Origin of the sequence: Pseudomonas sp. H1h (assembly GCF_000633255.1) — a bacterium.
Lineage (GTDB): Bacteria > Pseudomonadota > Gammaproteobacteria > Pseudomonadales > Pseudomonadaceae > Aquipseudomonas.
On record NZ_AYMJ01000001.1, the window covers coordinates 140,165 to 161,357 of the forward strand.

Below are 21,193 nucleotides of genomic sequence, written 5' to 3' on the forward strand. Positions count from 1 at the left end.
TGTTTTTCGTGGGGCTGGCCATGAATGGCAGACACACGTCCACAGTTCCCCGCTGGGGGGGTAGTCGGTTATTGGGCGCCGTTGGTGGCGGGTGTTTGTTTGGCGATCGCCTTGCGGCATTTCGCAATGCGCGTCTCGTTGCCGGCCTTCGCGTACAGCTCGGTTGAACGCTCCAGATGCCAGAGCGCCGTTTCCCACTGCTCGGCCTCCATGGCGCGCATGCCGATCAATTTGTGGTACTTGCTCGGGATCTGTTCGGGCAGATCCCATTCGCCGTCGACACGCGGCAGCAGATTGGTCAGGTACGGCTCTGGGCTGCGCTCCGCGTTGTATTCACGGAAAGCCCAGTCGATCACCGCGTCGGCGACGAAGGTCTGCACGTCACGCTTGAAGCGCTCCGGCATTTCCTGCCCCTGCTCAATAGCAAAGTCCGCCAGTTCCAGACCGTCTTCGAACTGCTCGGTGTCGAATAGCCAGACCATCACCTGCACCAGGACCGGATTCGGCATCACCAGGCCCGAGTCCATATAACGCTGGATAAAGTCCTGGTACTTGGGCAGCAGTTCCTCACGCTTGAGTGCCTGACGGCCGGCCAGCCCCTTGATCGCGCTCAGACGCTCCAGGTCTTGAGCCAGCGCGGCTTCCTGCAGCTGCAGATGCTTTTTGGCATTGGCCGGACTGCTCAAAGCTTCCGCCGGCGAATACGCCAGCGGTGCAGCGGCTGCAGCGATCACTGCAGCGCTCCCCAGGGCCAAGGTGCGGCGCTTATGAGCAAGGGCCAGGCTCACTTCACCAGCTCCACGTTTTCGGTCAGCGCGATCTTTTCCAGCTGCTCGATCACGTAGCCCTCGTTACGGCTGTTGTAATCCTCGACGCGGGAGCGTTTCGGGTTGTCCACGGTTTGCTTGCGCCAGCTCGTGTCCTGGAAGTACAGCGACAGGTTGTCCCAACTGGTGACCAGCACACCGTTGACCGGGAAGAACGGCACGCTAAAGCTCGGCAGACCGCCGTAGGTGGCGATGACCTGGGCGTCCTCGATGCGCTCTTTCTCGGTCGGCGTGTCGCCCTGTTTGGCGTACAGCTTCGCTTTGTCAGCGGCCAGCAGGTCGGTGCCGATGATCGCCACCAGGTCGCCGCCATCGCGCAGGCGTTCGTCCACCATCTGCTTGGTGTCATGCACCAGCGCGTCCAGGTTCTCGTAATCACCATTCGGCCCCATGGTGACCTTGCCCGGGGTCTTGCCTTCCTTGAGTACCTGTTGCGGCGCCTGTTCGCGCAGTTGCTGCAGCCAGCCTTTGTTCACGTCCTGCAGCATCGGATAGGCGCCGATGTCGGTCTGCGCTGCCGCGTGGGTGCCGTGGAAACCGACCATGATGCGATCCAGGGCGATTTGCTTCTGAACGGCATCGGAATAGCGTTTGTGGAAGTCCGGGAACTTGGCCCAGGCATCGATCTTCGCGTAGGGCAGGCCCACGTCCGATTCGGTCGACGACAGTTCGTAGGTGCTGTCATCGAGCGCGGATGCATCTTTCGCTTCGCGGTCGGTGGTCTTGGTGTTGGTGCGACCAGTGACCGGGCCGGACACTCCAAGGAAAACCTTTTGACCCTTGATCTCGCTCACGCCGATGACGTTGATACGCGAGAGGAAGTCCGATTTTGCCGTGATGGCGTCGTTAAGCTCTTGAGCTACCGACGGTTCCACACTGAACTGTTTGCTGGCCAGGTCGACGCCGTAGGTCTCGGCGAGGGCAAGCTGCAGCTCGGCATACATTTTCGCGCCATAGGCGCTCAGGGAGTGAGCAGCCATGGTCAGAGTACCCGTGGTTTGGATTTGTCAGCCGCGCCATGTACACGCGGAAGGTTGCGACGGGTGCCGGTGTTCTGCAGCGCGTCAAACTGCTTTTGCAGCTTGGCAAAACTTTCAGCCAGCGCGTGATTGCCATTCTTCCGGCGGCTCAGTTGCTTCTCTTCTTCGGCGGTAGAGATGATGTCGTCGACGGCAGACTGCACGTCATCGATCGGCTGCTGTTCTGGCTCCGGCGGAGCCTCTGCAAAGCTGTCGACCAGTGCCTGCAGACCAGCGGTCACGATCAACTGCTGCTCAATCAGGGCTTGAATCGCCTTGGCTGTAGCTTCATCCATTGGGGGTTTGCTCTCGGTTGGGGTTTGCGGGGATTCGGGGGCTTCTTCGATGCCGAAGCGCTTGAGCAGCCCTGCGAACAACGCGACGAACTTATTGGCCTCGCCGTCGGGCTTGCTGTCATTGAGGGGGCCAAGCTCAACGGATGCGGCGTAGTACGCGCTTCGGGACGATTTGTTAGAGAAGTAGAGTTCTTGAGTACCAAGGCTGGCCGGCTGGTCAGTTACCCCGAGACCCGTCAGATATGCCTTGCCGGTCTGGGCAAAATTCGGGGTGATTTCGATACTGGTGAACAGCTTTTCGCCCTGGTCGTTGAGCCACAGCAGTTTGTTGTTGGGCTTCAACTGCGCTTCAAGCGCGACTTGACCAGGCGCCAAGTCGTCAGCGTCTTCAATGAGGCGAACCGCAAAGACGGTGCCGTGGGAGCCTGGCCAACGCTCGTGGTCGCACCAAATGACGGCGGTGTAAGTAGCTGGTTTGTACGTTTCAGCGATATCGCGCAGTTCCTGGGGAAGGATCTCGCGACCATCGACGGTCGGGCCGCTGGTGGCGACTCGTTTCCAGAACGAAACAAGGGAACGGGGCATGAGTGTTGACTGCGCTCAATCGTTGAATGAGCCGCCACGATAGGGAGGCGTTTACTACCAAACAAACGGTTCAAATTCGAACTTCTCCTATTTGTCAAAAGTAGGAGGTTTGCGGAATTTTCCATCGCGTTTGTGAGCTTTTCGCCGCATAGACTGCGGCCCATGAACTACCCGACCGAAGTCAAAGAAGCTGCAAAACGCCTTTATCTGCGCCGCTGTTCGGTGAAGGAAATTCAGGCGCACTTGAAGCTGCCAAACATCCGCATCGTCTACTACTGGATCCGCCAGGGATGCTGGGACGAGATGTTGACGGATGAAGAACCGTTGAGCGCCGTCAGCCGGCGAATCACTCTGATCCTGGAGAAGGTCGAGACCCTTTCAAAGGGCGAACTCGACGAGCTGGAGCGCCTGACCACCCTGCGCGAACGCCTGATAAAGCAATCGGCCAAACCGGCGCCGGCGGCGCCGTTAGACAGTCCGGACGAGTCTCGCGAACGTCAGCCTGGTCAACGCCGTGAGCGTGGCGAGGGCGGCGGCAAGAAGCGCGAAAAGAAGGCCAAGAACGACATCAGCGGTCTGACCGAAGTGGACTTCCTGGATAAGTTCATCTCGAAAATGTACGGCTACCAGAAAGAGCTGTTCGAGGCGAAACAGAACCCGCTGACCCGCCGTGTCCGGAACATTCTGAAGAGCCGTCAGGTCGGTCTGACCTACTACTTCGCCGGCGAAGCGTTCATGGACGCCGTGTTGAGCGGTGACAACCAGGTGTTTCTGTCAGCCAGCCGATCGCAGTCGGAGATCTTCCGCAGCTACATCATCCAGTTTGCCCAGCAGTGGTTCGGCATCGAGCTGACCGGCAACCCGATCACCCTGAGCAACGGCGCCGAGCTGCGTTTTCTCAGCACCAACAGCAGCACCGCCCAGGGCTACCACGGGCACGTCTACGTGGACGAATACTTCTGGATCCGCGACTTCGAAAAACTCAGCACCGTGGCGAGCGCCATGGGCACCCACAAAAAATGGCGCAAAACCTACTTTTCGACGCCCAGCGCGGTATCGCATCAGGCGTATCCGTTCTGGTCGGGCGACGAATTCCGCAACAGCAAGCGCGGCAAAAAAGCTGGCGGCGAATGGCCGAGTGAAGCGGCCTACACGCAGGGCGCGCTGTGTCCGGACGGCCAGTGGCGCAAGACGATCACCCTGGACGATGCGATCGCCGGCGGCTGCGATCTGTTCGACCTGGAGCAGTTGCAGCTGGAGTACGACGAAGACAAGTTCCAGCAGCTGTTCTACTGCAAATTCATCGACAGCACCCAAAGCGCGTTCAGCCTCAAGGATCTGGAGCGTTGCTACTCGGATCTGTCGTTGTGGGAGGACTACAACCCGGATCTGGATCGCCCGTTCGGCAACAGCCCGGTCTGGCTGGGCTACGACCCGAGCCGCACCCGCGACGACGCCACCTGCGTGGTCATTGCGCCGCCGCTCGAACCCGGGGCGAAGTTCCGGATACTAGAAAAGCACAGCTGGCGGGGGCACTCGTTCACCTACCAGGCCGCGCAGGTCAAGAAGCTGACCGAGCGCTTCAATGTGCAGCACATCGGTATCGATGTCACCGGCGTGGGTTACGGCGTGTTCGATCTGGTGCGCGACTTCTACGCCAAGGCGACACCGATTCATTACAGCCTGGAAGCGAAAAACGCCTTGGTATTGAAAGCCCAGGACACGATTCAAGGCAGTCGTATCGAGTGGGACGCCGGCTGGACGGACATCGCCCAGGCGTTCTTGACCATCAAGCGCGGCGCCACCAACAGCGGCCAGATCACTTACAGCGCATCTCGCACCGAGGCCACCGGACACGCCGACATTGCCTGGGCGGTGATGCACGCCCTGTCCAACGAACCTTTGAACACCAACAAGCGGCGCCGTAGCCGCTACGTCACGAGTAACCAGAGCAGCCATGGCCAACCGCAAACGCAGAAAGCACCACGTAGCCCAACCACAGCAACAGCCGATGCGCTCGTTTACGTTCGGGGAGCCGGAGCAGGTGTTGTCCGGCAACATCGGCGAGTACGTGGGCGTGTTCCCCAGCGACGACGGCAAGATCTACAAGCCCCCGGTATCACGGGCTGGGCTGGCCAAGCTGCTGCGTGCCAACGCTCACCATGGCGCCATTCCGAAGTTCAAGCGCAACCTGTTGCTGCGTGAGTTCATCGCCTCAGATGGCTGCAGTACGGAAACGATGGGCCGTGCAGGCCTCGACTACATGGTGTTCGGTGAAGCCTACTTCTACAACGACACCAATGCATTCGGCCAGGTGCTGGAGCTGCAGCACCTCCCGGCCATAAACATGCGCGTTAAAGTGGATGGAGGCTATGTGATGCTTCTGCCGGACAACAAGGAAATGGAGTTCGAACAGCACGAGATCTCCCACGTCCTGGACTACGACGTGGAACAGAACATCTATGGGATTCCGGACTACCTGGGCGGTCTACAGGCGTTGCTGCTGAATGAGGCCGCGACCCTCTTCCGCCGTCGCTACTACAGCAACGGCGCGCACGCCGGTTACATCTTCTACACCAACGACCCCGACCTGACCGAAGAGGACGAAGACGAGTTGCGCGCCCAGATCAGCGCCAGCAAGGGCGTGGGCAACTTCCGCTCGATGTTCGTCAACATCCCCAACGGCAAAGAAAACGCTATTCAGATCATCCCGGTCGGCGACTTTCAGGCGAAAGACGAGCTGGAAAAGGTGAAGAACATCACCCGAAACGATGTCATTGCGGCCTGGCGGATGAACCCCGCACTGGCCGGTATCATCCCGGAGAACACCGGCGGTTTTGGCGACATTGAAAAGATCGATCGCGTGTACACCAGCAACGAGATTCGCCCTATCTGCCAGCTGTTCGATCAGTTGAATGATTCACTACGCGCGGATCGGCGATTCGGATGGCGTGATCCAGCAGAACCTGGCACAGCGAACTGAGGTTGCATCACGTAGAATAGTGTATGTACATACACCGTCGGGGAAGGGGCGCAATGCGGATCATTTGTAGAGATTGTGGGGGTAAGGCTCGGATTAGCTCGCGGGAGAACATGAACGTGGAATATGCAAAGCTGTACTGCCAATGTCTCAACGCACGTTGCGGGCATACGTTCGTGATGAGCCTTACCTATTCACACCCTTTACGTCCCTCTGCCCAGTCGGTCGACCAGTTGATTTTCGACCGACTAAGGACAATGCCGATTGCTCAGCAGCAACAGTTATTCGATCAGCTTAATTCATTGCCTGTCTGATTAAATAACTCCGAGAGTTCTTTTGAGCACTCCAATAATCGGCCATGGCTCCAAGTCATGGTCGCTACAACACCACCGCTTTCCTCTTCGTTCAGTGGTCGAGCACCAACTGAGACGCTTAATGACATTATTACTTTTGCGACTTCTTCTAAGATGTCCCGTGTGTTGATGATTATGCGCTCGTCCATTACTTCGGCTCCATGCTGGGCGGATCAATTGCGGCGCACTTTACGAATTTAAAAAATAGATTGTCAAATAGTATTTTGGTGGCTTTTTGAACTATCTGTCCTACCCAAAAGCTAGCGCAATTCCCTCTGGAACCCTCATTGGAGGCCCGGAAGAAGGGGCCTTTTGTGACATTGCAAAAGGCCATTAGTTCAAGTGGGCATGCATGACTTTATAGATTCGTGTATGCGACGCTACATAAGGCTGATGCGTGCTCAGTCGCTTCTCAAGCAGTGTTTGTTAGTTGATATTGGCTGTTGTCGGTTATGTATAGCTAAACTCTTGCGGCGTTTTACTGTAATTTGATTTTTTGTGTCGTGGACTGTGGCTAGGCTGATCTGCATGAAAGTGTGTTTTCATGTATGTCAAGAAACAATATTATCAGTGTTCTAAAGTGACTTTGAACGCAAACAAAAGGGCGCCGTAGCGCCCTTCTGAGTCAGCAGGTCAGTGCGGTTTTTAGCCGCTAAAATTATTACGATTTATTGCAAGGCAAAGGGAGGGTTACAACACCATAGCGGCGAAGTCCTTGCGGATCTTCGAAGGCGGCAACTACAAGTCCCTCTGGCAAGCGGATCTGTGCGATACCGTTCCCTGTGTTGTGGTGGAGTAGGGCGGTAGCTTCCACCATATGAAAGCTGACTGGTAGCTCTGCCTGTTTTCGAGCGTCGTCATACTCTTTCTCGCTAACTGCGACAAACTGGCCGTCGATCAGCATGGCTCGGCCTCCAGCGTGCTGATGCGCTTGAGCAATTGGCTGATCAACTGGCTCTGCTGTTGCGCCAACTGTTCGTAGGCGAGCGATTGCTGCAGGCGAGAAATGATTTCCCCATTCATGCTGCGATTGTTGGTCCTAGCGGTCGCCGCAATTTCAGGACGCAATCCTTCCGGTAGGCGGACCACGAATTTGTCTTGCTCGCGAGAATCACTCATTTGGTAGTTCCTTTCTGTATTTGTGTGGCCGGTTTTGCGAGTAGCTGTGCGATAACGTCTGCGTCACGATCGGACAGGTCGCCAAGGGTGTGTGCCCTTGCCGTAAGGCTTTCAAGCCGTTGTCGGGCGTCAGGGGTTTTGTGAACCACGTACCCGATAAGGGCAGCGCCTATAACCGCCGTAGCCAACAATTGGCGAGGGGGGATAAAGGTACTGCTGCCTCGCTTTGGCTGTGTGATAGCCTTGCTTCCGCTGCTGCTTGGGTGCTGTGCTTGCATGGTGTTGCTCCTTTTGTGGTGGTTGGTGTCGGGGAGGTGCGAACTCCTCGACACCGTCTCTCTCACGCTTGCCGCAATTGGCTTGCTGTGAATACCGGGCGCTGTTCACAGCGCACTTCAAACAATCCCAGGTCATGGCCATCAACGTCGCGCATATGCACGACCGTGACGAACGTCGGCGTGTCTTCCGGGTGATCCCTCCAATGTGCGGCTGCTGCAAGCTCGGCCAAGTCTTCGGGGGAGCGTTGGTCGACATAGCTGGTCGGTAACGGCAGTTCGCCGGGCAGGTGGTTGGCAACGTAGCGAATGATCACGACTGTCCTCTCCTTAAGCCTGGCGTACTAGGTGAACCGCAAAGTCCGATGGGATCCCCGAATGAATACCCTGTGCTTCCAGATCCATCGCAGCTTTGATTTGAAACTGCGTGCAGTCGTCTGCCAGGAAATGCTTGTCGCCTGCCATGGCTTTGGCCGCAATTTGATTGACGAAGTACGGCGTTGTGCATTGTTCGCCCACGATGATTGGCGCCTCGATCCCCTGCTTTTTCAGTTCGGCTTGAATGGCTCGTAACTGGGTAGTTTTGCCGGTGCCTTGGGTGCCGGTGATGACTTGTACTTGCATGGTGTTGCTCCTTGTTTTACTGGTTGAGTCAGGCCGCGCCAGATGAAATGTCGCGTGTGCCCCGTCGTACCTCGGAACATCCGGAACAATTAAAAGTTAATGACCGGGAACCCTCGGTTTACGGGGCTCTCAGCGCGGCTTTGCGGTGGAACGGATAACCGGAACATTGCGGAACGCCAATTTCGAAAAAAACGCTGTAGCCCTTGGTGCAAAAGGCTTTGCGGGTTGTTCCAGCAATCGCCCATGGCGGAACACTTCCGGAACACCGATTGGAAAGTTGTTCCGGTGTGTTCCGGTTTGTTCCGGTCTGTGGTGGTGGGCTGATGCTGTTTATCTATCTGTTTTTTATAGATATTTTTCTTATAGATATTTATGTTCCAGATGTTCCTGCCAGTCAGTGGCCACACACGCATTTGCACAAAACTAGGGGTGTCCCCCCACGCACCTGGTTTAACTCCTACGACGTTTTTCACGATTTGCTCCCCTTCCGGAACAACCAGCAGTTGAGCGAGCGTTTCTCGATGACCGATCGGACTTTGCGGGTTTCGATGAACGTGTGGGTGGAGCTGAGCGGCAAAGCGCGGTGCAATTGGGTCGCGTGAATGACTTCTTGGCCAGCCAAACGGCAAGCGTTGTGGAAGTGTTCGATGTTGATCGCGATCAGATCTTTGTCTGCACTGTGATTGAGCGTTTCCTGCGTGACATCGCGATCCCCATCCTTGTCGCTGATGAACATCGTCCGCTCGTTCAGGTAGTGATAGATCTGCCAGAAGCGCCCGGCTGTTGGGTTCTCAGTGCTGACGCGCTGCTGGCGGTCAATCGCGCGCCGTTCGATGTGTTTGATCAGTTGGTCGAGGGTGTCGTCGCTCCACTCGGGAAACAGCGCCTGAGTGGCTTTGGCTGCTGCCATCATCTGTGCGTGACACAGCACAATCCGCTGATGCTGGATTGCCGTATTGGCTTGTAGGCATTGTTCGTACTCCGCAAAGGCATCGAAGTAGCGCCGAAGCCATTCCGACTCTTGCCCTATGCAATGGCCTAGATACCCCGCCAAGTGCTCCACTGGCAGACTATTCAGGCGTACGGCCAGGACTTTTAACGCTGGGGTGTGGTGTGCCCTAGTTGCGTGGTAGTGGCTGATACGCGTCAGGATCGGCTCCGAGCCTTCCACACTGGCGTTCTGTGCGATGCACAGAGCGGCGAGGAAAACCAGGCTGTCGGTGTCGTTGCTCGAGGACTTCACGCCAACCGTTCGCAACGTAGCGTTGTGGTCGAACAATTGTTTCCAGATTTCCCAGTTGTACTGACTGACGACCGTGCGGCCTTGCGCGTCGACAGACTGGCTGTCCGATTCGATCAGCACTACTGGCAAATTGCTCACTTGCGACAGGGCGCGGGTCAAACCAATCGCACTGGCGCCGGTACTGTTGGGCTTGATGCCCTCATAGTTGGATCGGCCGAACAGGCGCCACAGAAACCTGAGCAAACTAGATTTACCTGCACCGGCGTCACCGGTCAGTTCCAGAAACGGCCACGACTCTTGCTTGCTGCGGATCTGCTGAACAAACAGTGTTGCGGTCCACCACGATAACGCCGCCAGTCCATTCAAATGGTGCACGGCGAAAAAGTCGGAAAACCAGCTTGGGTCGAATGGGTTACCGCGAGCGATCACCAGGCTGTTGAGTGAGGTTTTCAGGCCGGTCTTGCCCACCTCCAGATAACCGTGATCATTGGCGAGATACTCTCGGCCTTTGTGGTAGCCGAACTTCTGATAGCAGTAGGTCTTGCTCGCCGCGTCATACCCAACGAAGGGCAGCGATCGGACGGTAAGCGCATTGTCCAGCCACTTACTGCGCAGCATGGCCAGCACCTTTTCACCGCCTTCGAAGTTGCCGCCCGGTGTGCGCTCCAGCAAAGATTTGGCGAAGCTGCGGGGATCCCCAATGGAGTTAGGCGCTAGCGGCTCCTTGCAGTTCTGTGCGGAGTTAGGAAAGTTGAATTGAAAAAAGAACTGCTGGTCGCCGGTGATGGCGTCTCGCTGGATGTACTCAAAGTGCGGAACGCAGTTGGCCACTTGCTTCATGTCGCAATGCTTTTCGAACTTCGGCCAGTGGCCGTTCACGTTATCGCCGTCCAGATCCTTGTTCAGTTCGTCGGTGTTGATCTTGGCGGAGTAGAGACGATTCTGAAATTCGACCAGGAAGAAGCTGCGCGGCCGTTTGAGGTAAAGAAGAAACGCTTTTTTGGCGGCGCTGACCGCCACGAACAAGCGGCCCTGGTAGCAGGCTTCCCGCATGAAGTCGTCATTCAGTTGGCCATCACGGTAAACATCGTCCCAATCGCGATCTGCGCCGGCGAGCGCTACCCATGCCTTTTCTTCTTTGGCGTGCAACTGACTGCGGTATTTCGGAATGACTGAGTGACCGGCGGCGTCGTCGTCCAGAGCGATGACCCAGCGGACTTTCTTACCCTTGTGTTCCTCGATCAGATTCCAAGGAAAGTTATTGGCTGAGATTGAGGCGACGGCCTTGTAGCCGGCAAGGAACAAGGCGATCGCGTGGAAGATGCCTTCAACGATATAAACGGTATCGTTTGGCTCGATGGTCATTCCTGGCGGGACCCAGCATCCGCCCTTGTAGTCCATCCCCTTTTTGATCCCGGCTTTATCTCCCTCGTTCGCCTTGACCATGGTGACGTCAATGATGCGTTCCCAATGACCATTGCATAGCGGAAACCGGACAGTGTCAGCCCATTGGCCGTCCTTCATCGGACGACGGCCTTGTTCATACCAGCCCGTCATCTTGCTGATATCAAAGCCGCGATTACGCTGTAGGTAAGCGTCGGCCGTCGCGTTTGGATTCAGCTCGGTACGAGGGAATCGCTCACTGAGGTTTTCGAATAGGTGGCTGTAGCGTTCTCGGGTTTTTTCCTCGAATTGGCAATGGTTCAAGCGATTGCACTTGAGCTGATATGGCTGCTTTCGAGCGATGTACAGGGTGCGTTCCCCACACCCAGGACAAACACCTTTTTGAAAGTAGGTTTTGCCGATGTCTTTGAAGTCCAGGTCGTTGTCACGCTCCAGAGCTTCGACCACTTCCAAGCGGTAGATATCTTCGAATTGCATTTCCAGCCCCTCAGCGCTTTGCCGATGCGGACATAACACGCTCTGCCTGCTGAGCCGCTTCGATGGCCAAGGCGAGCATGTTGATCAGCACCGCTTCTTTGGAACCTTCGGCCTTTTCACGAATGAGGATCCGGCCGCGCTCGATGTCGTTCCGGATAGCTCGTTCCGACTGGCCGGAGCGCCGGGCCAGTTCTCTGACAGTGGTGTAGGGCGTGTCGATCGTGATCTGCATTTGATAAGCTCCGTGGGTATATATGCAGCAGATATGTATCTGCATCCACAGAATATGTATGTACATACACAAAATCAAGGGGTCCTCATGGATTTAGGAAGCAAGCTCAAGGAAGTGCGGCTGACAGAGCGACTGACACAAACTGAAATTTGTGAACTCACCGGCGTCAAAATGGATACTTGGAAGGGCTATGAGTACGGCCGGAGCAAGTCCGTTAGCTCGATCGAGCTGCTAAAGGTCACCATGCATCCAAGGTTCAAAAAGTATGCGCTGTGGCTGGTGACTGATGAGGTCGCACCTGAGGCGGGCCAGATAAGCCCTGTGATCGGTCAGTGATGCCGGATTCGACGCCATGCCGATAAAGAAACTCGCTGATGGCCGTTATGAGGTCGACTGCCGTCCAGACGGTAGCTACGGCTACAGGACCCGTCGGATTTTCCCCACCAAAAACGAAGCGACCCACTATCACAGCAAAGTCATGGGGGACGCGGCGTCGGGGAGGGCGGTAAAGCCTTCCAAGCACGACGGCCGATCGATGCTCGATCTGGTTAATCGCTGGTATGTCGTCCATGGGCAAAACCTGAAGACCGGCAAACAACGCCTGGCGTTATTGGTCAGCATGGTCAATCGAATGGGGAACCCGAAGGCGCATAAATTCACGTCAGCCCACTTTGCGCAGTACCGCGCCGAACGTGCTGAGGGGAAGCATTCCAGGACGACGCCAGGCACTGGTTACTCCAAGGGCGGCGCGGATCCGAAGCCCATCAGCGCAAACATGTTGAATCATGAGCTGACGTATTTGCGTGCTGTATTCAACGAGCTGGCCAGGCTGGGGGAGTGGGACGCCGACAACCCGCTTGGCAAAGTGCGCAAACTGAAGTTCGATGAAACGGAGATGGCCTACCTGCTGGCCGAACAAATTCAGCAATTGTTGGGCGACCTGGCTACGCGGGATTCAGACGCCGGGTTGATAGCTGAAGTGTGTCTGGCCACCGGTGCGAGATGGGGCGAGGCGGAGACGTTACAGCCGCGCCAGGTGCGTAATCGGATGGTGCATTACAGCCGGACGAAATCCAGCAAGAACCGATCGGTGCCAATCTCGAAACGGCTTGAGGAACGGTTGAAAGCCGCACTGCCTTTCAGACCTTGCTACATCACCTTTCGGCGAAGCGTCGACGCGATCGGGTTAGAGCTGCCTGATGGTCAGATGACGCACGTCCTTCGGCATACATTCGCATCACACTACATGATGAATGGCGGGGACATCCTGACGCTTCAAAAAGTGCTTGGGCATGCGACGTTAGCTATGACTCAAAAGTATGCTCACTTCAGCCCAGGACACTTGGCCGAGGTCGTCAATCTGAATCCGCTGGCCAGCCTCTTGGAAACGAAACAAGCGGTCGCCGAGGTAGCGTAAACGTCCGTCCAAAACTGGAATTGGACGAATTTTGGACGGAACGCATTTTGTGCAAATCAGCCGGCTGATTTTTTCAGGTGCCAAAAACGACAAAAGCCGCGCAGTGCGCGGCTTTGAAGATGGTGGGCCCACACGGACTTGAACCGTGGACCAAAGGATTATGAGTCCTCTGCTCTAACCAACTGAGCTATAGGCCCTCAGTAGGTCGCGGATTATAGCGACGGTTTCTCGGCTGTGCTATCCGAATAATCCGATACGGTAATACGCAGAAACGTTGCGGCGAATTCTTCTGGCGGCAGCGGCAGGCTGACGATGTAGCCCTGGATCTGTTCGCAGCCCTCGGCGGCGAGGAATTGCTGTTGGGCCTGGGTTTCCACACCTTCGGCAATCACGGTGAATTGCATGCTCCGGCCAAGGGCGATGATGGCCCGCACAATCGCTGCGTCGTGGGGGTCATCGGGCAGGCCGCGGACGAATGACTGGTCGATCTTGAGGATGTCCAGCGGCAGGCGTTTGAGGTAACTGAGCGAGGAATAGCCGGTACCGAAGTCGTCGATCGCCAGTTGTACACCCAGGTGTTTGAGCTGGTGTAGCACCGCCAGTGCTTCTTCGGCCTGGCTCATGATGAAGTTTTCGGTAATTTCCAGTTGCAGTAAATCTGGCTGCAAACGGTTTTCCCGGAGCAATTGTTCGATGCGCCCGAGCAGGTTCGGCTGGCGCAGCTGCGCGCCGGCGAGGTTGACTGACAACGGGCCGAGGCTTTCGTAGATCTGGTTCCATTCGAACATCTGCCGGCAGGCGGTTTCGAGCACCCAGTCGCCGATCTGCAGGATCATGCCGTTCTCTTCGGCCAGCGGGATGAAGTGCTCCGGCGGTACTTCGCCGAAGGTCGGGTGACGCCAGCGAATCAGCGCTTCGGCGCCCACCAGACGATGGTCGTCGAGGCTGATCTTCGGTTGGTAGTAGAGGAACAGTTCGTCGCGTTCGATGGCGCGGCGCAGTTCGTGTTCCAGCGCCACACGCTCGCTGGCCTGTGCGGTGAGGTCGCGGGTGTAGCTTTCGACGCGGTTGCGGCCCTTGGCCTTGGAGCGGTACATCGCCGCGTCGGCGTTTTTCACCAGCGTGGCGACGTCGCAGCCGTCCCGTGGATACAGGCTGGTGCCGATGCTGGCGCTGATGAAGAACTCGTGTTCGCCGGCCTGAAACGGTGCGCCGAAGCAATTGAGCAGTTTGGTGGCGATGTGGTCGGCGTCGCTGGCCTGTTGCAGGCCCGGCAGCAGGATAATGAATTCATCGCCGCCCAGGCGTGCGACGGTATCGATGTCGCGCAATTGTTCTTTCAAGCGCACGGCAATGCCCTTGAGTAGCAGGTCGCCGACCGGGTGGCCGAGGCTGTCGTTGATGTGCTTGAAGCGGTCCAGATCAAGGAACAGCACAGCGCCCTGACTGCCATTTTCCTGCTGGCTGTTCAGCGCGGTGAGCAGACGACTTTCAAACAGGGTGCGATTCGGCAGGCCGGTGAGCGGGTCATGATGTGCCTGGTAATCGAGCTTGGCCTGCGCGTGTTTGAGGCTGGAGATATCGGCAAACACCGCGACGAAGTGGGTGATGAACTTGTCGCGGTTGCGCACGGCGCTGATGGTCAGCCAGCTCGGGTACAACTCGCCGTTCTTGCGCCGGTTGGAAATCTCGCCCTGCCAGTGACCCTCGTCGGTCAACTGGTGCCACATCGCCGCATAAAACGCGCTGTCGTGCAGGCCCGAGGCGAGCAGGCGCGGGGTGTGGCCGAGGGCTTCGCTTTCGCTGTAGCCGGTGATTTCGGTGAAGGCGCGGTTGACCGCGCTGATGTGCTGCTGGGTGTCGGTGATCAGCACGCCCTCGGCGGTGCTCTCGAACACGGTGGCCGCCTGCTGCAGTTTTTCTTGCATCAGATGCCGCTCGGTGATGTCCCGGGCGATGGTCAGCATGCAGTCTTCTTCGCCGATCGGCAGCGGTCGGCTGGACACTTCACACAGGCGGATCTGCCCGTCGCTGCGGCGGATGTGGCAGGTGAAATCGCGCACGAAACCGTCGCGGTGCAGCAGGTCGAGCATCTGCTTGCGTTCATTGAGGTTGACCCAGATCCCCAGGTCCAGTGCCGAGCGGTCCACCGACATCGCGCTGTTGAAACCGGTGATGCGGCTGAAACCCTCATTGACCTCCAACAGCAGGCCGTCGCTCTGGCGCGACAGCAGCAGGCCGTCCGGCGAGGCGTGGAAGGCCTTGGCGAACTTCTCTTCGGAGGTTTGCAGCTGCTGCTGGGTTTCCTTCAGCTGGGTGATGTCGCGCACCACCACCACCAGCGCCGGGGTGGTGTCGAGGTCGAACGGTTCGGCGGAGATCAGGCCAGTGAACACCTGGCCGTTGTTGCGGCGAAAGGGCATCTCCAGATTGCGGATGCTGCCTGCCTGCAAGCGCTGCAGCAGCCCCGGCCCGACCCCGGGAATTCCCCAGATGTTGAGTTCGGTGGCGGTTTGACCGACGACCTCTTCGGCTTTCAGGCCGATTTGTTCTTCAAAGGCTTCGTTGACTTCCAGCAGGCAGCCGTCGGACAGTCGCGCGATCACCAGAATGTCCGGGCATTGCTGGAATACCGAGGCGAATTTCTGCTCCGACAGCCGCAGCGCCTCCTCGGTACGCTTGGTCTCGCTGATGTCGATCATCAGTCCGCGCATCACCGGCTCATGCCCGTGTTCAATCAGGCTGACGATGTCACGCACCCACAGGCAGCGCCCGTCAGCGGTGATCACCCGATAGTCGAGGGTGTGATCACGCCCTTCGCGCACCGCGTCATCGCAGATGGCCTGCGCGCGGGTGAGGTCGGCGGGGTGGATGATGTTGCGCCAGAAACCCGGGATCAACCAATGCGCCTGTGGATAACCGAGCAAATCCTCGGCATGGGGCGAAACATAGCTGTAGGTGAAGTCGCTCATGCGCGCTTCCCAGGCGATGGCAGACAGGCTCTCCACCAGGCCGCGGTAGTGGTATTCGCTGCTGCGCAATTCCTGTTCGAGGTCGACGCGTCGAGCGATTTCCGAGCTGAGGCGGCGGTTGATACGAATGACCACCACCAGGATGATCACCAGCAACAAAAGACCTGGCAGGCCGTAAATCAGCAGGTCCGACCAGAATGTCCGATGGTCCAGGACATTGCCGACCCAATGTTCCTGAATGCTGCTGATTTCCTCCGGGCTCATGTCCGCCAGGACTTTGTCCAGAATGCCCACCAGCATTTTGTTGTCACGGGGCACGCCCATGGCCAACTGGTAGCGATACGGGGTTTCGCCGCTCACGTATAAACCGTCGAGTTTGAGCTGGCGCAGGCTCCAGACGCTGGACGCGAGGTCGCCGACCACAGCGTCTACCTCATCGGTGGCCAGCGCCTGGAGTGCCGAGCTGACATTGGGCATGGCCACCAGATTCAGGTCGGGATGGTGGGTGCGCAGGAGTTCGTGGGGGGCGTAGTTCTCCACTACGGCGATCTTCAGGCCGTACAGGTCTTCGATTTTGCGGGGTTGTGCGCCGCCGATGTGGGCGAGGATCACAATCGGGAAGTCGAGATAGGGGCGAGTGAACGACAGATAGTTCTGGCGCTCGGGCGTGGACATGATCCCCGGCAGCAGATCAATCTTGCCGGCTTTCACTTGCGCCAGCACTTCGGTCCAGCTCGACGGTTCGATCGGGGTGAGTTTGACTGCCAGACGCTGGCGGATCACGTCGATGTAATCAGCGGCCAGGCCTTGATAGCGGTTCTGTTCATCGCGGAACTCGAACGGCGGCCACGAGGCATCGACACCCAGGCGCAAGTCCGGGTGAGCCGCGAGCCAGCTACGTTCTTCATCGGTCAGAGTCAGCGCGTTAGCCGTTGCGGTCCAGATCATCAGTGACAGCAAGAAAAGCACGGGCGCCAGTCTGGGCATAACCGTCTCGTTAGGGCACGGGATTCATAGTTTCGAGTGTAGACGGGGTATGCGGAGGAGGGGCGGTGCGGGGGATTTAATCTGCCCTGTAAACAAAACCCCCGGCCTGGGCCGGGGGTTCTGGTATCACTCGTCGAGGAAGGAGCGCAGATGCTCGCTTCGCGTCGGGTGGCGCAGCTTGCGCAGCGCCTTGGCTTCGATCTGACGGATCCGCTCACGCGTTACGTCAAACTGTTTGCCCACTTCTTCGAGTGTGTGGTCGGTGTTCATGTCGATACCGAAACGCATGCGCAGTACCTTGGCTTCACGGGCAGTGAGGCCGGACAGCACTTCGCGAGTCGCTTCTTTAAGGCTCTCAACGGTCGCAACATCGATTGGCGACTGCATGGTCGAGTCTTCGATGAAGTCGCCCAGATGGGAGTCTTCATCATCACCGATCGGGGTTTCCATGGAGATCGGCTCTTTAGCGATCTTCAACACCTTGCGGATCTTGTCCTCAGGCATTTCCATGCGTTCGCCCAGCTCTTCCGGGGTCGGTTCGCGACCCATTTCCTGCAGCATCTGGCGGGAAATGCGGTTGAGCTTGTTGATCGTCTCGATCATGTGCACCGGAATACGGATGGTGCGGGCCTGGTCGGCGATCGAGCGAGTGATCGCCTGACGGATCCACCAGGTGGCATAAGTCGAGAACTTGTAACCACGACGGTATTCGAACTTGTCCACCGCTTTCATCAGACCGATGTTGCCTTCCTGGATCAGATCGAGGAATTGCAGGCCGCGGTTGGTGTACTTCTTGGCGATCGAGATCACCAGACGCAAGTTGGCTTCAACCATCTCTTTCTTCGCGCGGCGGGCCTTGGCCTCACCGATCGACATGCGACGGTTGATGTCCTTGATTTCTGCGATGGTCAGACCGGTTTCGGTTTCCAGCGCGATCAGTTTCTGCTGGCAACGGATGATGTCCGGCTGCACGCGACCAATGGCTTCGGCGTATTTGCTCTTGCCTTTGGCCAGGGCGTCGGACCAGCTTTCGTCGACTTCGTTGCCCGGGAACTGACGCAGGAAATCGGCGCGTGGCATACGTGCATCACGTACGCACAGTTGCATGATCGCGCGCTCTTGCTGACGCAGACGATCCAGGGCGCTGCGAACACGCTCGACCAGGGCTTCGAATTGCTTCGGCACCAGTTTGATCGGCATGAACAGCTCGGCCAGGGCCAGCAACTCGGCAACCGTTGCCTTGTTGTGACGACCGTGCTTTTTCAGGGCCTTGCGGGTGATTTCCATCTGATCGGCCACAGCGCCAAAACGCTGGGCTGCGATGACCGGATCCGGACCGCTTTCGGCTTCTTCTTCGTCATCCGAAGATTCGGCGTCATCGTCTTCGGTCTCGTCGTCAGCCTTGGCGGCTTTCGCGTCGATCGGCGGCGGCACCTCGGCAGCCGGCGGCGCAATGCCGTCGTCCGGGTCGATGTAACCGCTCAGAACGTCGGACAGGCGACCACCCTCGGTGGTAACGCGAGTGTACTCGGAGAGAATGTGGTCAACCGTGCCAGGGAAGTGCGCGATAGCGCTCATCACTTCACGGATGCCCTCTTCGATACGCTTGGCGATTTCGATTTCGCCTTCACGAGTCAGAAGCTCAACCGTACCCATTTCACGCATGTACATGCGCACTGGGTCAGTGGTGCGACCGATATCGGTCTCCACCGCTGCCAACGCAGCGGCTGCTTCTTCCGCAGCGGCCTCGTCGGTATCGGCGTCGGCCAACATAAGGGCGTCCGCATCCGGAGCACTCTCGTGTACGGGGATCCCCATGTCGTTAATCATGCGGATGATGTCTTCCACCTGCTCCGGATCTGAAATATCCTCGGGCAGGTGGTCGTTGACCTCGGCGTAAGTCAGATACTTCTGCTCACGACCCAGTTTGATCAACTCAATAATACGAGACTGCTGTTGCGCTTTTCCGGACATAACACCCTATCCACTGAAGGTCTTGGCGGGCAAAAAACAAGCCGAGGATTATACCTGAGCTATGACCTCACGCGCCAGTTGAGGTCGGGTTTGATGCGGAAACATTGCGACTTAGAAGGTCGCGCAGTTGATTTTTCTCTTCGATGCTCAGTTCGCTTTGACGCGCTTTCCTGAGCAACTGTTCCAGATTTCGCTCGCGTTGGCGGGCTGACAAGCTAGTAATGGTGTCGAAAAACTGTTGTTCAAGGTTTTCTCCATCAATCAGCCACTCCTTTTCCGCGAGTGCTTTAAGCAAGCGACCCTGTTCAGTGCCGTGCCATCGCGCGATCAACTGAAATGAGTTTAGCTTGGGATTCTTCTGTACGGCTTCGAGCAGCGCCACAAGCAACTGGGCGTTGGTCTGATTTTCGTCCGCAATGTGCCCGGCGTCCTCGACGCGTTCGGCCAGTTGCGGGTGATGAAGCAGGGTGCGCAGGGCGGTCAGGGTCGGTGATTCGACGCCAATTGGCGTCCGCGGGCGTTGTTGATCGCGATCGCCGCCACGTTTGCCGTTCTTGTCCCACTTCTTGCCGCCGGCGCCGGGTTTCTTCGGCGTCCACTCCTGCTGCGGCACATACATGTCCTGTGCCTGCGGCTGATGGTAGTCGCTGTAGTCCGGCATTGCGTCGTAATCAATGCCCGGATCGTACGCCGGCGGCGCTTCCTGCGGCGCACTTTGCGCGAGCTGACTGACGGTTTCGTTGCTCAGGCCGGTGATTTCGGTCAGGCGCTGACGCATCAGAATGCGCAGGTTGGCCCCGGGCACTTTATCGATCAATGGTGCGGCGAGGGTGGCCATGTGAGCCTTGCCCTCAAGAGAGCGCGGATCGGCTTCTTCGGTCAGTTGCTGAAAGAAATAGTCCGCCAACGGCTGCGCATGCTGGTTGATTCGAGCCTTGAAGGCATCAGTGCCTTCGGCGCGCACCAAGGTGTCCGGGTCTTCGCCTTCGGGCAGAAACAGGAATCGCGCACGACGCCCGTCCTGCAAGCTCGACAGTGTGGCCTCCAGCGCGCGCCAGGCGGCGTTGCGGCCGGCCTGGTCGCCGTCGAAGCAGAACAGCACGTTCGGCACTACGCGAAACAGGCGTTTCAAATGTTCTTCGCTGGTCGCGGTACCCAGCGTTGCGACGGCATTTTTCAAGCCTTGCTGGGCGAGAGCGATGACGTCCATGTAGCCTTCGACGACGATGATTTCATCGAGGTTGCGGTTGTTCTTGCGTGCTTCATAGAGGCCGTAGAGCTCCTGGCCTTTATGGAAGACCGGGGTTTCCGGCGAGTTCAGGTATTTCGGCTTGTCGTCGCCGAGTACCCGGCCACCGAAAGCGATGATCCGGCCGCGCGTGTCACGGATCGGGAACATCACGCGATCGCGGAAGCGGTCATAGCGTTTGCCGGTTTCGGCGTTCTCGATCAACAGGCCTGCGTCGATCATGGCCTTCTGTTGCAGGGTATCGCTGCTCAAGTGTTTGAACAGATTGTCCCAGCCCGGCGGCGCGAAACCTAGGCCGAAGTCCCGGGCGATCTCGCCGGTCAGGCCGCGGCCCTTGAGGTAATCCACGGCGGCCTTGCGCGCAGGATGGCTCTTGAGCGCCTGCCGGTAAAAGTCGGCGGCGGCGGTCAGTAGCGGGTACAGCGGCGAATCGGTCGGTTGCCGCGGTTTGTGCGGGCGGCCGCTTTCTTCGCGGGGGATTTCCATTCCGGCGGCTTTGGCCAGATCTTCGACGGCCTGGGGGAAGTCCAGGTTGTCGTGGTCCATGAGAAAGCCCAAGGCGTTGCCACCGGCACCACAACCGAAGCAGTAATAGAACTGCTTGTCGGGGCTGACGCTGAACGACGGGGTTTTCTCTTTATGGAACGGGCAGCAGGCGGTGTAGTTCTTGCCGGCCTTTTTCAGTTGCACACGCGAGCTGACCACGTCGACGATGTCGGTGCGGTTCAGGAGGTCGTCAATAAAGCTCTGGGGAATCAGCCCGGCCATGGCGTTCTCGTCTGTGCTGTAATGAGTCCGATGCGAAGGGCGGCTGGACGCAGGTCTTGAGTGAGGCGCGCGCAATGGGCGGCTCGACCGGGGTCGGTTGCGTGATCGCTGTCGGGAAGTGTATCTGCCGAAAATCCACTGACGTTAGTGCTCATCAGTTTTCGACTATTTGAAAGTGTTGCGCTGAATCCGCTGACGGCCGGTCAAGGGCCTCGGATAGCTCAATAAAGCGGGCACGCATGCAGGTGCCTTGGGCTGATCGTCGTGAGAGGAATCAGTGGGTGTGCTCGTCAGTAGCCTTGAAAGGCTCGTCAGAAAGACGTGCACCGCTGGCAAAAAAGCCAGGCCTGACGCGGTGAAGCAGTTTTGTCTCGGTCGCATCTGCGGCTTCG

At 57.8% G+C, this 21,193-nt stretch carries 18 protein-coding genes and 1 tRNA gene; 5 read left to right on the forward strand and 14 right to left on the reverse strand.

Annotated elements, in window-relative coordinates; all coding sequences use genetic code 11:
* Positions 1 to 68: 68 nt before the first annotated feature.
* The 3 genes from gpM to U862_RS0100630 are packed head-to-tail and all read right to left on the reverse strand — an operon-like array spanning position 69 to position 2,727.
* Positions 69 to 788, reverse strand: a complete 720-nt coding sequence (gene gpM, locus U862_RS0100620) for a phage terminase small subunit (protein WP_025108627.1) — start codon at positions 786 to 788, stop codon at positions 69 to 71.
* On the reverse strand, positions 785 to 1,807 hold the full coding sequence (locus tag U862_RS0100625; protein WP_049827971.1) for a phage major capsid protein, P2 family: 1,023 nt from the start codon (positions 1,805 to 1,807) through the stop codon (positions 785 to 787). Before U862_RS0100625 ends, gpM begins: the two co-directional genes overlap by 4 nt.
* A 2-nt stretch (positions 1,808 to 1,809) precedes the next feature.
* Positions 1,810 to 2,727, reverse strand: coding sequence for a GPO family capsid scaffolding protein (locus tag U862_RS0100630; RefSeq protein WP_025108629.1), 918 nt, complete (start codon positions 2,725 to 2,727; stop codon positions 1,810 to 1,812).
* A gap of 162 nt (positions 2,728 to 2,889) precedes the next feature.
* Between U862_RS0100630 and U862_RS0100635 the strand changes: the two genes are divergently transcribed.
* Genes U862_RS0100635 through U862_RS29310 form a run of 3 tightly spaced genes read left to right on the forward strand, consistent with a single transcriptional unit; the run spans position 2,890 to position 6,021 of the window.
* Positions 2,890 to 4,932, forward strand: a complete 2,043-nt coding sequence (locus U862_RS0100635; protein WP_025108630.1) for a terminase large subunit domain-containing protein — start codon at positions 2,890 to 2,892, stop codon at positions 4,930 to 4,932.
* Positions 4,871 to 5,710 (forward strand): phage portal protein, encoded by an 840-nt coding sequence (locus tag U862_RS0100640; RefSeq protein ID WP_029977372.1) that lies wholly within the window; start codon positions 4,871 to 4,873, stop codon positions 5,708 to 5,710. Before U862_RS0100635 ends, U862_RS0100640 begins: the two co-directional genes overlap by 62 nt.
* 53 nt (positions 5,711 to 5,763) lie before the next feature.
* A complete protein-coding gene (locus U862_RS29310; protein WP_081794829.1) occupies positions 5,764 to 6,021 on the forward strand; it encodes an ogr/Delta-like zinc finger family protein in 258 nt (85 codons plus the stop codon).
* Here U862_RS29310 and U862_RS30720 read toward each other — a convergent pair.
* The 7 genes from U862_RS30720 to U862_RS0100680 form a co-directional block, all read right to left on the reverse strand.
* On the reverse strand, positions 5,997 to 6,209 hold the full coding sequence (locus U862_RS30720; RefSeq protein ID WP_025108632.1) for a hypothetical protein: 213 nt from the start codon (positions 6,207 to 6,209) through the stop codon (positions 5,997 to 5,999). The two genes, U862_RS29310 and U862_RS30720, sit on opposite strands and share 25 nt — an antisense overlap.
* A 512-nt stretch (positions 6,210 to 6,721) precedes the next feature.
* The gene (locus U862_RS0100650) at positions 6,722 to 6,964 is read right to left on the reverse strand and encodes a hypothetical protein (RefSeq protein WP_025108633.1); all 243 of its coding nucleotides are present in this window, start codon (positions 6,962 to 6,964) and stop codon (positions 6,722 to 6,724) included.
* A complete protein-coding gene (locus U862_RS31310; protein ID WP_029977373.1) occupies positions 6,958 to 7,179 on the reverse strand; it encodes an Arc family DNA-binding protein in 222 nt (73 codons plus the stop codon). The genes U862_RS0100650 and U862_RS31310 overlap by 7 nt, the downstream gene beginning before the upstream one ends.
* A 340-nt stretch (positions 7,180 to 7,519) precedes the next feature.
* Positions 7,520 to 7,771, reverse strand: coding sequence for a hypothetical protein (locus U862_RS0100665; protein ID WP_025108635.1), 252 nt, complete (start codon positions 7,769 to 7,771; stop codon positions 7,520 to 7,522).
* Positions 7,772 to 7,784: 13 nt separating this feature from the next.
* A complete protein-coding gene (locus tag U862_RS0100670; protein ID WP_025108636.1) occupies positions 7,785 to 8,078 on the reverse strand; it encodes a hypothetical protein in 294 nt (97 codons plus the stop codon).
* Positions 8,079 to 8,547: 469 nt separating this feature from the next.
* On the reverse strand, positions 8,548 to 11,202 hold the full coding sequence (locus tag U862_RS0100675) for a toprim domain-containing protein (RefSeq protein ID WP_025108637.1): 2,655 nt from the start codon (positions 11,200 to 11,202) through the stop codon (positions 8,548 to 8,550).
* 10 nt (positions 11,203 to 11,212) lie between these two features.
* Positions 11,213 to 11,434 (reverse strand): hypothetical protein, encoded by a 222-nt coding sequence (locus tag U862_RS0100680; RefSeq protein ID WP_025108638.1) that lies wholly within the window; start codon positions 11,432 to 11,434, stop codon positions 11,213 to 11,215.
* 87 nt (positions 11,435 to 11,521) lie between these two features.
* Here U862_RS0100680 and U862_RS0100685 point away from each other — a divergent pair, with 87 nt between their 5' ends.
* Positions 11,522 to 11,770, forward strand: a complete 249-nt coding sequence (locus U862_RS0100685; protein ID WP_025108639.1) for a helix-turn-helix transcriptional regulator — start codon at positions 11,522 to 11,524, stop codon at positions 11,768 to 11,770.
* A gap of 16 nt (positions 11,771 to 11,786) precedes the next feature.
* The gene (locus U862_RS0100690) at positions 11,787 to 12,851 is read left to right on the forward strand and encodes a tyrosine-type recombinase/integrase (RefSeq protein WP_025108640.1); all 1,065 of its coding nucleotides are present in this window, start codon (positions 11,787 to 11,789) and stop codon (positions 12,849 to 12,851) included.
* A gap of 120 nt (positions 12,852 to 12,971) precedes the next feature.
* Here U862_RS0100690 and U862_RS0100695 read toward each other — a convergent pair.
* From U862_RS0100695 to dnaG, 4 genes are all read right to left on the reverse strand, one after another.
* Positions 12,972 to 13,048 (reverse strand) — tRNA-Ile (locus tag U862_RS0100695).
* Between the two features lie 15 nt (positions 13,049 to 13,063).
* Positions 13,064 to 16,810 (reverse strand): bifunctional diguanylate cyclase/phosphodiesterase, encoded by a 3,747-nt coding sequence (locus U862_RS0100700; RefSeq protein ID WP_025108641.1) that lies wholly within the window; start codon positions 16,808 to 16,810, stop codon positions 13,064 to 13,066.
* A gap of 126 nt (positions 16,811 to 16,936) precedes the next feature.
* On the reverse strand, positions 16,937 to 18,784 hold the full coding sequence (gene rpoD / locus U862_RS0100705) for an RNA polymerase sigma factor RpoD (RefSeq protein WP_025108642.1): 1,848 nt from the start codon (positions 18,782 to 18,784) through the stop codon (positions 16,937 to 16,939).
* Between the two features lie 67 nt (positions 18,785 to 18,851).
* Positions 18,852 to 20,801: a DNA primase gene (dnaG, locus tag U862_RS0100710; protein WP_025108643.1), complete on the reverse strand. Its 1,950-nt coding sequence runs from the start codon at positions 20,799 to 20,801 to the stop codon at positions 18,852 to 18,854.
* Positions 20,802 to 21,193 lie beyond the last annotated feature (392 nt).

Bases quoted from the DNA above. Each gene is read 5' to 3' on its own strand.
- U862_RS31310 (WP_029977373.1), bottom strand. From the start codon at position 7,179: ATGAGTGATTCTCGCGAGCAAGACAAATTCGTGGTCCGCCTACCGGAA.
- U862_RS0100625 (WP_049827971.1), bottom strand. From the start codon at position 1,807: ATGGCTGCTCACTCCCTGAGCGCCTATGGCGCGAAAATGTATGCCGAG.
- U862_RS0100700 (WP_025108641.1), bottom strand. From the start codon at position 16,810: ATGCCCAGACTGGCGCCCGTGCTTTTCTTGCTGTCACTGATGATCTGG.
- U862_RS0100690 (WP_025108640.1), top strand. From the start codon at position 11,787: ATGCCGATAAAGAAACTCGCTGATGGCCGTTATGAGGTCGACTGCCGT.
- U862_RS0100635 (WP_025108630.1), top strand. From the start codon at position 2,890: ATGAACTACCCGACCGAAGTCAAAGAAGCTGCAAAACGCCTTTATCTG.
- rpoD (WP_025108642.1), bottom strand. From the start codon at position 18,784: ATGTCCGGAAAAGCGCAACAGCAGTCTCGTATTATTGAGTTGATCAAA.
- U862_RS0100680 (WP_025108638.1), bottom strand. From the start codon at position 11,434: ATGCAGATCACGATCGACACGCCCTACACCACTGTCAGAGAACTGGCC.
- U862_RS30720 (WP_025108632.1), bottom strand. From the start codon at position 6,209: ATGGACGAGCGCATAATCATCAACACACGGGACATCTTAGAAGAAGTC.
- U862_RS29310 (WP_081794829.1), top strand. From the start codon at position 5,764: ATGCGGATCATTTGTAGAGATTGTGGGGGTAAGGCTCGGATTAGCTCG.
- U862_RS0100675 (WP_025108637.1), bottom strand. From the start codon at position 11,202: ATGCAATTCGAAGATATCTACCGCTTGGAAGTGGTCGAAGCTCTGGAG.
- U862_RS0100670 (WP_025108636.1), bottom strand. From the start codon at position 8,078: ATGCAAGTACAAGTCATCACCGGCACCCAAGGCACCGGCAAAACTACC.
- dnaG (WP_025108643.1), bottom strand. From the start codon at position 20,801: ATGGCCGGGCTGATTCCCCAGAGCTTTATTGACGACCTCCTGAACCGC.
- U862_RS0100685 (WP_025108639.1), top strand. From the start codon at position 11,522: ATGGATTTAGGAAGCAAGCTCAAGGAAGTGCGGCTGACAGAGCGACTG.
- U862_RS0100630 (WP_025108629.1), bottom strand. From the start codon at position 2,727: ATGCCCCGTTCCCTTGTTTCGTTCTGGAAACGAGTCGCCACCAGCGGC.
- U862_RS0100650 (WP_025108633.1), bottom strand. From the start codon at position 6,964: ATGCTGATCGACGGCCAGTTTGTCGCAGTTAGCGAGAAAGAGTATGAC.